Raw genomic sequence first — 12,383 nt, 5'->3', positions numbered from 1 at the left:
TGTGAGACAGGCCGTCAGCCAGGGGTCAGATCCCTTTTCACGCCGTGAAAAGGGATCTGACCCCCGTGCCGCTGCCGTCTCCTTCGACGTTCAGGGGTTGACTTGACCCGCCCCCGCTGATCTGCGTACAATTCCGCTCCTGTCCGCCCTCGATGGCGGCAGCTCAGACCACAATAACTACAGAGGAAGGCCTGGTCATGTACGCAGTACTGGTCACCGGCGGTAAGCAATACCGCGTGGCGCAGGGCGAAAAGCTCCGCATTGAAAAGCTCGAAGTCGAAGTCGGCAGCGAGATCAAGTTTGACAACATCCTGATGCTGGGTGACAGCGACGGCGTGAAGCTGGGCGATGCGCTGAAGGGCGCTGCCGTCACCGCCAAGGTCCTGTCCCAGGGTCGTGCTGACAAGGTCCGGATCATCAAGTTCCGTCGCCGCAAGCACCACATGAAGCGTCAGGGTCACCGTCAGTACTACACCGAAATCGAGATCACCGGCATCGCCGGCTAAGCATCAGGAGAAGCAGTCATGGCACATAAAAAGGGCGTAGGCTCCTCGCGCAACGGTCGCGACTCCAACCCGAAGTACCTGGGCGTCAAGATCTTCGGCGGCCAGGCCATCGAAGCCGGCAACATCATCGTGCGTCAGCGCGGCACCCAGTTCCACCCGGGCACCGGCGTTGGCCTGGGCCGTGACCACACCCTGTTCGCCCTCGTGGACGGCAAGGTGGAGTTCTCGGTCAAGGGCGCCAAGAAGCGTCGCACCGTCAGCATCGTCTCGGCCGACGCCTGATCCAGGCATCGCCGGCGCCCGTGCCTCGGCATGGGGGTGCTGCATGAAGAGCCCCGCTTCGGCGGGGCTTTTCGTTAGAGTTGAAGCAAGACCGGCCAGGCCGGGCTGCCGGCCATCGGCAGGCATAACATTCAAGGTGACGGCCGGCAGGCCGCGCCCATCGCAGGCATCGAAACAATGAAACTGGTAGACGAAGCAGAAATCGAAGTGTTCGCCGGCAACGGCGGCAACGGCTGCATTGGCTTCCGTCGCGAGAAGTTCATTCCGCTCGGCGGCCCGGACGGCGGCGACGGCGGTGCGGGCGGCAGCGTGTACATCCGCGCCGACGAAAACCTGAACACCCTGGTCGACTTCCGCCATGACCGCATCTTCAAGGCGCAGCGGGGCGAGAACGGCATGGGCCGCCAGGCCTACGGCAAGGGCGGCGAAGACCTGACCATCACCGTGCCGGTCGGCACCGTGGTGATCAACGTTGCCACCGATGAAGTCATCGGCGACCTGACCCAGCACGGCGACCGCCTGCTGGTGGCCAAGGGCGGCCGCGGTGGCCTGGGCAACATGCACTTCAAGAGCTCGACCAACCGCTCGCCGCGCCAGGCGCTGCCGGGCGAGCCGGGTGAGGAGCGCACGCTGAAGCTGGAGCTGAAGCTGCTGGCCGACGTCGGCCTGCTGGGCTTCCCCAACGCCGGCAAGAGCACCCTGATCCGTGCCGTTTCGGCGGCGACGCCGAAGGTGGCCGATTACCCGTTCACCACGCTGTACCCGAACCTGGGTGTGGTGAAGGTGGAAAACTACCGCAGCTTCGTGATTGCCGACATCCCGGGCCTGATCGAAGGCGCGGCCGACGGTGCCGGCCTGGGTGCGCAGTTCCTGCGCCACCTGCAGCGCACCCGCCTGCTGCTGCACCTGGTGGACATCTCGCCGATGGAGGGTGGGGTGGAAGGCATTTCTCCGGTCGAGCAGGTGCGCGCCATCGAGCGCGAGCTGGAAAAGCACGATCCGGAACTGCTGCAGAAGCCGCGCTGGCTGGTGCTGAACAAGGCTGACCTGATGTTCGAGGACGAAGCGAAGGCTGCGGCCGAGCAGATCGTCGCCGAGCTGGGCTGGAAGGAGCCGTGGTTCCTGGTCTCCGCGCTGGGCCGCGAAGGCACCTTCCCGATCATGAGCCGGATCATGGCCTTCTTCGATCGCCAGAAGGAAGAAGAGCAGGAAGCCCGTAACGCGCAGTAGAGTCGACTGTCAGTCGACTGACGTTGGCAAAAACCCGGCTTCGGCCGGGTTTTTCATTTTCCGGTAGTGCCGGCCGCTGGCCGGCATTCCTCGGGGTTGCCGGCCAGCGGCCGGCACTACCGGATCGCTGGCAACAAAAAACCCGGCCGGGGCCGGGTTCTTGTCTGCTGCCCGGCCCCGGAGGGCAGGGCGGCAACGCCGGATCAGGCGGCCTTGAGGGCCTTGATGCGGTCGTTCAGGCGGCTCTTGTGGCGAGCAGCCTTGTTCTTGTGGATCAGGCCACGCGCGCTGAAGCGATCCAGGATCGGCTGGGCAACGGCGAAGGCGGCTTCGGCGCCGGCGGCATCGTTGGCGTCCAGCGCCTTGATCACTTTCTTGACAGCGGTGCGCAGCATCGAGCGCTGAGCCACGTTGCGCGCGTTGCGCACGACGGTCTGCTTGGCGCGCTTCTTGGCGGACTTGATATTGGCCACGGTGGTGGTTTCCTGAAAAAATCGGTGTTATGGGAACAGCAAGCTAGCTAGTATGATGGCGTAAGAAATGCACGTCAAGTCGATTGTCAAGAGGGACGCTGAGTGAGTTCACCCAAGTTGTTGCGGGGCCTGCTGTCGTTCAGCAGCATGACCATGGTCTCGCGCGTTCTCGGACTTGTCCGGGACTTCGTGGTGACCACCACGTTCGGCACCAACGCCATCACTGATGCTTTCTGGGTCGCCTTCAGGGTACCCAATTTCCTGCGGCGTTTGTTCGCCGAAGGCTCTTTCGCCACCGCTTTCGTGCCCGTGTTCACGGAAGTGAAGGAGACCCGCAGCCACGCCGAGCTGCGTGAACTGATGGCCCGCACCGCCGGCACCCTGGGCGGGGTGCTGATGCTGGTCACTGCGCTGGCGCTGATCTTCGCGCCGCAGCTGGCCTCGGTCTTCTCCAGTGGCGTTGATACCGATCCGGTCAAGCAGGGCCTGCTGGTTGACCTGTTCCGCCTGACCTTCCCGTTCCTGTTGTTCGTGTCGCTGACCGCCCTGGCCGGCGGCGCGCTGAACAGCTTCCAGCGCTTCGCCATGCCGGCGCTGACCCCGGTCATCCTCAACCTGTGCATGATCGCCGGTGCACTGTGGCTGGCCCCGCGGCTGGGCGGCACCCCGGAGAAACAGATCCTGGCGCTGGGCTGGGCGGTACTGGCTGCCGGCATCCTGCAGCTGCTGTTCCAGCTGCCCTCGCTGAAGGGCATCAACCTGCTGACCCTGCCGCGCTGGGGCTGGAGCCATCCGGGCGTGCGCAAGGTGATGACGCTGATGGTGCCGACCCTGTTCGGCTCCTCGGTGGCGCAGATCAACCTGCTGCTGGACACCGTCATCGCGGCCAAGCTGACCGATGGCTCGCAGTCCTGGCTGTCGCTGGCCGACCGCTTCCTGGAGCTGCCGCTGGGCGTGTTCGGCGTGGCGCTGGGCACGGTGATCCTGCCGGCGCTGGCCCGTCACCACGTCAGCACCGACCGCGAGGGCTTCTCGCGTTCGCTGGACTGGGGCCTGCGGATGACCCTGCTGATCTCGGTGCCGGCCATGCTGGGCCTGCTGCTGCTGGCCGAACCGCTGATCGCGACCATCTTCCAGCACGGCCAGTTCAGTGCCTTCGATACCCGCATGACCGCGCTGTCGGTGTACGGCCTGAGTTTCGGCCTGCCGGCGTTCGCCCTGCTGAAGGTGGTGTTGCCGGCGTTCTACGCACGTCAGGACACCAAGACCCCGGTGCGCGCGGGTGTGGCCGCGCTGGTGGCCAACATGGTGTTCAACTTCGCCCTGCTGGCGGTGCTGTACCAGGTCATGGTGCCGGACGAGCTGAAGGCGCAGGGCGTGATGGCGGCCATCGGCAAGCAGCCGGGCCTGCATCTGGCACTGGGCATTGCCAGCGCGCTGTCCAGTTACCTGAACCTGGGCCTGCTGTGGTACTGGCTGGGCAAGACCGACGTCTACCAGCGCCGGCCGGGCTGGGGCGGCTATCTGCTGCGACTGCTGCTGGCCTGTGCGGCCATGGTTGGTGTGCTGCTGGCCCTGCTGCACTGGCTGCCGGGCTTCTCGGCGATGAGCGTGTGGGAGCGGATCGGCAGCCTGTCGCTGCTGGTCGGCGGTGGCGGTGCCACCTACGCGGTAGCCATGCTGGCGATGGGCTTCCGCCCGCGCGATCTGCGTGGGCATTGATCGCGGCTTGTGGCGGCTATACTTCAGGGTTACACCATTGAAGCGGCGGCCCCGGTCGGGCCGGAACGAGAGTTGATGAGCAGGCTGTTCAGAAGCGTCGAGGGCGGGGACCTGTTCCCCAACGGAAGCGTGGTCTGTATCGGTGCATTCGACGGCCTCCACCTGGGCCATCGTGCGCTGGTCCGCCACGCGGTTGCCCGCGCGCGCGCCTTGGGCGTGGCCGCCGTGGCCGTGGCGTTCGAGCCGCTGCCGCGTGAGTTCTTCGCCCAGGGCACACCGCCGCCGCGGCTGACCCTGGCGCGCAGCAAGGTCGAGATCCTGCGCGAGCTCGGTGTCGATGCGGTCGGCCTGCTGCGATTCGACGCGGCGATGGCGGCGATGCCGGCCGAGACCTTCGTGCGCCAGTTGCTGGTCAAGCGCCTGAGTGCGCGTGAGGTCTGGATCGGCCCGGAGTTCTGCTTCGGCAACCGCCGCCGTGGCGACCTGGCTCTGCTGCAGAAAATGGGTGCCGAACTGGGTTTCACTGCGGGCGAAATTGAAGCGGTCGACCTGCATGGCGAACGCATTTCCAGCACCCGCATCCGCCAGCTGCTGCAGCAGGGCGACTTCGCCCGTGCCAACGATCTGCTGGGTCGTCCGTACGCGATCAGCGGCCGGGTGGTGCGCGGGCGCCAGCTCGGCCGTACGCTGGGCTTCCCCACCGCCAACCTGCGGTTCCCGAAGACCCCGGCACTGTCGGGCATCTACGCGACCTGGGTGCATGGCGTGTTCGACCAGCCGTGGCCGTCGGTGTCCAGCTTCGGCACCCGCCCGACGGTGGAGGGCGTGGAGCCGCTGCTGGAAGCCCACCTGTTCGATTTCCAGGGCGACCTGTACGGGCGCCACATCGATGTGGAGTTCGTCGCCAAGCTGCGCGACGAAGAGAAATTCAATGATCTGGCGGCGCTGACCGACCAGATGCACCGCGACGCCGAACAGGCGCGCGCCATCCTTTCCGAACATAGATTGCGAGCCACTGCGTGAGCCAGGACTACAAGACCACCCTGAACCTGCCAGCCACCGAATTCCCGATGCGCGGCGACCTGCCCAAGCGCGAGCCGGGCATTCTGGCGCGGTGGGAAGCGCAGGGGCTCTACCAGCAGCTGCGCGACAACGCCGCCGGCCGCCCGCTGTTCGTGCTGCACGATGGCCCGCCGTACGCCAACGGCCGCATCCACCTGGGCCACGCGGTCAACAAGATCCTGAAGGACATCATCGTCAAGTCGCGCTACCTGGCCGGCTTCGATGCGCCCTACGTGCCGGGCTGGGACTGCCATGGCCTGCCGATCGAGATCGCGGTGGAAAAGAAGTGGGGCAAGGTCGGCACCAAGCTCGACGCCGTTGAATTCCGCCAGAAGTGCCGCGAGTTCGCCGAAGAGCAGATCAACATCCAGCGCGTGGACTTCAAGCGCCTGGGCGTGACCGGTGACTGGGACAACCCGTACAAGACCCTGAGCTTCGACTTCGAAGCCAACGAGATCCGTGCGCTGTCCAAGGTCGTGGCCAACGGCCACCTGGTGCGTGGCGCCAAGCCGGTGTACTGGTGCTTCGACTGTGGCTCGGCGCTGGCCGAGGCCGAGATCGAGTACCAGGAAAAGGAATCGCCGGCGATCGACGTGGCCTACGCCGCACGCGATGCGCAGGCCATCGGCCAGGCGTTCGGCGTGAGCGTGCCGGCCGACGTGGAAGTGGCCGTACCGATCTGGACCACCACCCCGTGGACGCTGCCGGCCTCGCTGGCGGTGTCGCTGGGCGCGGAGATCACCTACGTGCTGGCCGAAGGCCCGGCGCACAACGGCAAGCGCCGTTGGCTGGTGCTGGCTGCGGCGCTGGCCGAGCGCGCGCTGCAGCGCTATGGCGTCGAAAACGTGGTGCTGCACGGTGAAACCACCGGTGCGGCGCTGGAAAACCAGCTGCTGGCGCATCCGTTCTACCCGAAACGCGAGATCCTGGTGCTCAACGGCGACCATGTGTCCGACGAGGACGGTACCGGTGCGGTGCACACCGCCCCCGGCCACGGCCAGGAAGACTTCGTGGTCAGCCAGAAGTACGGCCTGCTGGACAAGTACAACGCCGGCCAGATCACCCCGATCGACGGCCGTGGCGTATACCTGGAATCGACCCCGCCGGCCGGTGACGTGGTGCTGGCTGGCCAACATCTATGGCAGGCGCAGGAGGCCATCGTCGGCGTGCTGCGTGACAACGGTGCGCTGCTGGCCTTCCATCCGATCCGCCACAGCTACCCGCACTGCTGGCGTCACAAGAAGCCGGTGGTGTTCCGCGCCACCCCGCAGTGGTTCATCTCGATGGACAAGGCCAACCTGCGCAACGATGCGCTGGCCGCCATCGACACCGTCGGCTGGTTCCCGAGCTGGGGCAAGGCGCGCATCCAGAGCATGGTCGACGGTCGCCCGGACTGGACGATCTCGCGCCAGCGCACCTGGGGCGTGCCGATCGCACTGTTCACCCATCGCCAGACCGGCGCGATCCACCCGCGCTCGGTGGAGCTGATGCAGCAGGTCGCCGACCGTGTCGAAGCCGAGGGCATCGACGTGTGGTACTCGCTGGATGCCGCCGAACTGCTGGGCGCCGAAGCGGCCGACTACGAGAAGGTCACCGACATCCTCGACGTCTGGTTCGATTCGGGCGTGACCCATGAGGGCGTGCTTGCCGCGCGTGGCTTCGGCAAGCCGGCCGACCTGTACCTGGAAGGTTCCGACCAGCATCGCGGCTGGTTCCAGTCCTCGCTGCTGACCGGCGTGGCGATCGACAAGCGCGCGCCGTACAAGCAGTGCCTGACCCACGGCTTCACCGTGGACGAGCAGGGCCGCAAGATGTCCAAGTCGCTGGGCAACGGCATTGAGCCGCAGGACATCATGAACAAGCTGGGCGCGGACATCCTGCGCCTGTGGATCGCCTCGGCCGACTACAGCAACGAGATGTCGCTGTCGCAGGAGATCCTGAAGCGCAACGCCGACGCCTACCGCCGCCTGCGCAACACCGCACGCTTCCTGCTCGGCAACCTGGACGGTTTCGATCCGGCCCAGCACCTGCAGCCGCTCGACCAGATGGTCGCGCTGGACCGCTGGATCGTGCACCGTGCGTGGGAGCTGCAGGAGAAGATCAAGGCGGCCTACGACGGCTACAACATGGCCGAGATCGTGCAGCTGCTGCTGAACTTCTGCAGCGTGGACCTGGGCTCGCTGTACCTGGACGTGACCAAGGACCGCCTGTACACGATGCCGACCGATTCGCACGGTCGCCGTTCGGCACAGAGCGCGATGTACCACATCGCCGAAGCGTTCACCCGCTGGGTTGCGCCGATCCTGACCTTCACCGCCGACGAGCTGTGGGGCTACCTGCCGGGCGAGCATGCCGGCCATGTGCTGTTCACCACCTGGTACGACGGCCTGGCGCCGCTGCCGGCCGATGCCCAGCTCAACGCCACCGACTTCGATCAGTTGCTGGCTGTGCGCGAGCAGGTGGCCAAGGTGCTCGAGCCGATGCGTGCCAACGGCGCCATCGGTGCCGCGCTGGAAGCGGAGATCACCATTGCCGCCAACGAGGAGCAGGCCGCGAAGTGGCAGCCGCTGGCCGATGAACTGCGCTTCCTGTTCATCAGTGGCGACGTGCAGGTGCGCCCGGCGACCACCGACGAGGTGTTCGTCAGCGCCCAGCCGACCACCAAGGCCAAGTGCGTGCGCTGCTGGCACCACCGCGCCGACGTCGGCAGCAACGCCGACCATCCGGAACTGTGCGGCCGTTGCGTGAGCAACGTGACCGGCGCCGGCGAAGTGCGGAGCTGGTTCTGATGGCCGCGCCCCGTCCGCATCCGAACGCCCTGGTCTGGCTGCTGCTGTCGGCCGCCATCATCGGCCTGGACCAGTGGTCCAAGGCCTGGGTGCTGTCGAGCCTGCCGGAGTTCCAGCCGGTGGTGGTCATCGACGGCTTCTGGAACTGGTACCGCACCTACAACACCGGCGCCGCGTTCAGTTTCCTGAGCGACGCCGGTGGCTGGCAGAAGTACTTCTTCACCGCGCTGGCGATCGCCATCAGCGGCCTGATGGCGTGGTGGCTGCGCGGCACCGCGCGCGGCAACTGGAAGGCCGCGGTGCCGTATGCGCTCATCATCGGCGGCGCCATCGGCAACGTGATCGACCGCCAGGTGCACGGCCACGTGGTCGACTTCATCCAGTGGTACGTGGGCAGCTACACCTGGCCCTCGTTCAACATCGCCGACTCGGCCATCGTGGTGGGTGCCATCGGCATCGCCCTGTTTGGCCTGTTCGACGGCAAGTCCGCCAAAAAGGCGGATAATGCCAATCCGAAACCGTAAGCCGGCCGCTGCCGGGAGATTGAACTGATGGATGTGCTGCTCGCCAACCCGCGTGGTTTCTGTGCCGGTGTCGATCGTGCGATCGAGATCGTCAAGCGCGCGATCGAAACGCTGGGCGCGCCCATCTATGTTCGCCATGAAGTGGTGCACAACCGCTTCGTGGTCGACGACCTGAAGCAGCGCGGGGCGATCTTCGTCGAGGAACTCGACGAAGTGCCGGACAACAACACGGTGATCTTCAGCGCCCATGGCGTGTCCCAGGCCGTGCGCCAGGAAGCCGAGCGCCGTGGCCTGAAGGTGTTCGACGCCACCTGCCCGCTGGTGACCAAGGTCCACTTCGAGGTCGCCCGCCACTGCCGTGCCGGCCGTGACGTGGTGCTGATCGGCCATGCCGGTCACCCGGAGGTGGAAGGCACCATGGGCCAGTGGAACCGCGAAGCCGGTACCGGGCAGATCTACCTGGTCGAGGACGTGGAGCAGGTCGCCACGCTGCAGATCAACCAGCCGGAAAACTTCGCCTACACCACCCAGACCACGCTGTCGGTGGATGACACGCGCGGGATCATCGATGCGCTGCGCGAGCGTTTCCCGGCGATGCAGGGCCCGAAGAACGACGACATCTGCTACGCCACGCAGAACCGCCAGGATGCCGTGCGCGATCTGGCCAAGCGCTGCGACCTGGTGCTGGTGGTCGGCTCGCCGAACAGCTCCAACTCCAACCGCTTGAGCGAGCTGGCCCGCCGTGAGGGCGTGGAGTCGTACCTGATCGACGGCGCGCACGAGATCGACCCGGCATGGGTGGCAGGCAAGCAGCACATCGGCGTGACCGCCGGCGCCTCTGCACCGCAGGTGCTGGTCGATGGCGTGCTGGCGCGCCTGGCCGAACTGGGCGCCACCGGCGTGGGCGAGCTGGACGGCGAACCGGAATCGATGGTGTTCGCGCTGCCGAAGGAACTGCGCCTGCGCCTGGTCGACTGACCGGGAAGCGCCTCATCCACGCATGGCGTGGATCTACTGGAACTGCTCTGGTGGGTGCGAACTGGCACACGGTGGGTGCAAACCAGCACAAGGTGGGTGCGAACCTTGGTTCGCACGCTTTTTCGCACGCAAGGATGGGCGGCCCGCCCATGACCTTTGGCCATGGGGCAGGGCACGTTACAGGCCTAGCATCGGAAGATTCTCCGCTGTTGGAACCTGCCCGATGAAGACCCGAGCCTTGGCGATGTCGTTGCTGTTCGCGCTGGCGGCCACGCCTGCACTGGCGCAGACCTCGCCACCGGCGAACGCGGTGGCCCCCGGCCTGCTGCGCATCGATGTCGACGCGCGCGATCTGGCCCGGCGCATCTTCAAGGTGACCGCTACGATGCCGGCCAAGCCCGGCCCGATGACCCTGCTGTACCCGCAGTGGATTCCCGGCAACCATTCGCCCACCGGCCCGATCGACAAGTTGGCCGGGCTGCGCGTGACCGCCAACGGCAAGCCGCTGGCCTGGCAGCGTGACCAGTTCAACGTCTATGCGTTCAAGGTGAACGTGCCCGAGGGCGTGAGCGAGATCGTCGCCCACTTCGACTTCCTGTCCTCGCAGGGCGGCAGCCAGGGCCGGGTGGTGATGACCCCGGAAATGCTCAACCTGCAGTGGAACGCCAATTCGCTGTATCCGGCCGGCGTCGATGCACGCAACCTGCAGGCGCAGGCCAGCGTGACCCTGCCCAAGGGCTGGTCGTTCGCAACCGCGCTGGAAACCGCGCGGCGCGACGGTGACACCGTGGTGTTCAAGCCGATCTCGTATGACCATCTGGTCGATTCGCCCTTGTTCGCCGGCGAGCACTACCAGCGCATCGATCTCGACCCGGGCGCGAAGGTGCCGGTGCACCTCAATGTGTTTGCCGACGACGCCAAATCACTGAAGCCGAGCGAGGCGCAGATCACCATGCATCGCGCGCTGGTGCAGCAGGCCGACAAGCTTTACGGTGCGCGCCACTACAACCACTATGAGTTCCTGCTGGCATTGACCGACCGCCTCGGTGGCATCGGCCTGGAGCATCACCGTTCCAGCGAGAACAGCGCTGACCCGGGCTACTTCATCGAGTGGGACAGCAACGCGTGGATGCGCGATCTGTTGCCGCACGAGTACACGCATTCCTGGAACGGCAAGTACCGTCGCGGCGCCGACCTGGCCACCGCCAACTTCAACGTGCCGATGGGCGACAGCCTGCTGTGGGTGTACGAGGGCCAGACCCAGTTCTGGGGCCAGGTGCTGGCGGCGCGTTCGGGGCTGTGGTCGACCGCGCAGGCGCGCGACATGCTGGCCAATGTGGCCGCGACCTACGACCGTGGCCGACCGGGCCTGGCCTGGCGGCCGCTGCAGGACACTACCAACGATCCGACCATCGCCCAGCGCCGCACGCTGCCCTACCGCAACTACCAGATGAGCGAGGACTACTACTCCGGCGGCCAGATGCTGTGGCTGGAAGTGGAGGGCAAGCTGCGCGAACTGAGCGGCAACCGCCGCAGCCTGGACGACTTCGCGCGTGCGTTCTTCGGCGTCGGCAATGGCGACTGGGACGTCAACCCGTACACCTTCGATGATGTGGTCGCGACCTTGAACGGCATCGCGCCGTACGACTGGGCGACGTTCCTGCGCGGGCGCCTGGACGGCCACGGTTCGTTGACCGGCGGCCTGGAGCTGGCGGGCTGGAAGCTGGTCTACCGCGATACGCCGAACGACGCCTACAAGGCACAGGAAAAACGCGCCAAGGCGGCATTGCTGGCCTATTCGCTGGGCGCGACCGTACTCGACAGCGGTACGGTCGGCGATGTGATCTGGGACAGCCCGGCGTTCAACGCCGGTCTTGCACCGGGCATGAAGGTGATCGCGGTTGGCGGCCGTGAGTACAGCAGCCAGCGCTTGAAGGACGCGGTGGCTGCGGCAGCGAAGGACAAGGCGCCGATCGTGCTGCTGGTGAAGCAGTTCGACCGCATCGAAACGATGAGCATCGCCTACCACGGTGGCCTGCAGTACCCGGTGCTGGAGCGTATCGCCGGCAAGCCTGACCGCCTCGCAGAATTGTGGAAGGCGCGATGAAGCCGCGCGCCCGCGATGGCGTGATCCTGCTGATGGCGATCTTGGCCATCATCGGTGCCTTCCTGCACGGTGACGGGCGCTGGCTGCATTGGCTGGCCAAGCCGACCACCACGCTGCTGATCGCTGCCATCGTCTGGCGCGTGCATGATCCCGCGCAGCCGTTCTATCGACGCGCGGTGTTGGCCGGCATGCTGCTGTCGTGCGTGGGTGACATCGCGTTGATGCTGCCGATGGATGCGTTCGTGCCGGGCCTGGTTGCGTTCCTGCTGGCCCACCTCTGCTACATCGTGGCCTTCCGCGACGGCCTGCGTGCGGGACGTGGGCTGTTGGCGGCCAGCGTCCTGCTGGCGACGTTTGCCGTGCTCAACGTACTTGGCCTGTGGCCGCACCTGCCTGCACCGATGCGTGCGCCGGTGCTGGCGTATGTGGTGGTGCTGGCCTCGATGGCGGTGCTGGCACTGGCACGCCAGTGGCGCCGGCCACAGCCCGCTGCCGTGGAAGCCAGCAGCGCGCGCTGGGCGGCCGCCGGTGCGCTGCTGTTCGTCGCCAGCGATTCACTGCTGGCCTGGGACCGCTTCGCCGGCGGTCTGCCGCTGGCCAGCCTGCTGGTGCTGTCCACGTACTACGGCGCGCAGTACGCAATCGCCCGCTCGGTGAAATAGAAAAAGGGGACGGAGGGGATTAAGTCGCAATCCGCACCAAGGCACATG

General features: G+C 66.3%; 11 protein-coding genes. 10 read left to right on the top strand and 1 reads right to left on the bottom strand.

Annotated elements, in window-relative coordinates:
* Positions 1-197 precede the first annotated feature (197 nt).
* From rplU to cgtA, 3 genes are all read left to right on the top strand, one after another.
* Positions 198-506, top strand: coding sequence for a 50S ribosomal protein L21 (gene rplU / locus AC5P9F_RS01900; RefSeq protein WP_005408557.1), 309 nt, complete (start codon positions 198-200; stop codon positions 504-506).
* Positions 507-524: 18 nt separating this feature from the next.
* On the top strand, positions 525-788 hold the full coding sequence (gene rpmA, locus AC5P9F_RS01895; protein WP_005408558.1) for a 50S ribosomal protein L27: 264 nt from the start codon (positions 525-527) through the stop codon (positions 786-788).
* Between the two features lie 177 nt (positions 789-965).
* Positions 966-2,018 carry an Obg family GTPase CgtA gene (cgtA, locus tag AC5P9F_RS01890; protein WP_005408559.1) on the top strand — a complete coding sequence of 351 codons (1,053 nt, stop codon included), beginning with the start codon at positions 966-968 and terminating at the stop codon, positions 2,016-2,018.
* Between the two features lie 203 nt (positions 2,019-2,221).
* Here cgtA and rpsT read toward each other — a convergent pair whose 3' ends face one another.
* The gene (gene rpsT / locus AC5P9F_RS01885) at positions 2,222-2,491 is read right to left on the bottom strand and encodes a 30S ribosomal protein S20 (protein WP_005408560.1); all 270 of its coding nucleotides are present in this window, start codon (positions 2,489-2,491) and stop codon (positions 2,222-2,224) included.
* 117 nt (positions 2,492-2,608) lie between these two features.
* On the opposite strand from rpsT, the gene murJ reads away from it, so the two are divergent.
* From murJ to AC5P9F_RS01850, 7 genes are all read left to right on the top strand, one after another.
* Complete coding sequence (gene murJ / locus AC5P9F_RS01880) at positions 2,609-4,213, top strand: murein biosynthesis integral membrane protein MurJ (RefSeq protein WP_032965638.1); 1,605 nt, start codon at positions 2,609-2,611, stop codon at positions 4,211-4,213.
* Between the two features lie 75 nt (positions 4,214-4,288).
* Positions 4,289-5,236, top strand: a complete 948-nt coding sequence (locus AC5P9F_RS01875) for a bifunctional riboflavin kinase/FAD synthetase (protein WP_005408562.1) — start codon at positions 4,289-4,291, stop codon at positions 5,234-5,236.
* Positions 5,233-8,064 (top strand): isoleucine--tRNA ligase, encoded by a 2,832-nt coding sequence (gene ileS / locus AC5P9F_RS01870; protein WP_099497739.1) that lies wholly within the window; start codon positions 5,233-5,235, stop codon positions 8,062-8,064. Before AC5P9F_RS01875 ends, ileS begins: the two co-directional genes overlap by 4 nt.
* Entirely contained in the window at positions 8,064-8,588 is a 525-nt protein-coding gene (gene lspA, locus AC5P9F_RS01865) for a signal peptidase II (RefSeq protein ID WP_005408564.1), read from the top strand. Before ileS ends, lspA begins: the two co-directional genes overlap by 1 nt.
* Positions 8,589-8,615: 27 nt before the next feature.
* Entirely contained in the window at positions 8,616-9,566 is a 951-nt protein-coding gene (gene ispH / locus AC5P9F_RS01860) for a 4-hydroxy-3-methylbut-2-enyl diphosphate reductase (protein ID WP_005408565.1), read from the top strand.
* Positions 9,567-9,789: 223 nt separating this feature from the next.
* Complete coding sequence (locus tag AC5P9F_RS01855) at positions 9,790-11,673, top strand: M61 family metallopeptidase (RefSeq protein ID WP_065183110.1); 1,884 nt, start codon at positions 9,790-9,792, stop codon at positions 11,671-11,673.
* Positions 11,670-12,335: a lysoplasmalogenase gene (locus AC5P9F_RS01850; protein WP_065183109.1), complete on the top strand. Its 666-nt coding sequence runs from the start codon at positions 11,670-11,672 to the stop codon at positions 12,333-12,335. The genes AC5P9F_RS01855 and AC5P9F_RS01850 overlap by 4 nt, the downstream gene beginning before the upstream one ends.
* Positions 12,336-12,383 lie beyond the last annotated feature (48 nt).

It is taken from the genome of Stenotrophomonas sp. YJH_SMC_4 (genome assembly GCF_059371575.1).
The sequence above is the reverse complement of the archived record's forward strand: the minus strand, read 5'-3'. Positions and strand labels throughout refer to the sequence as shown.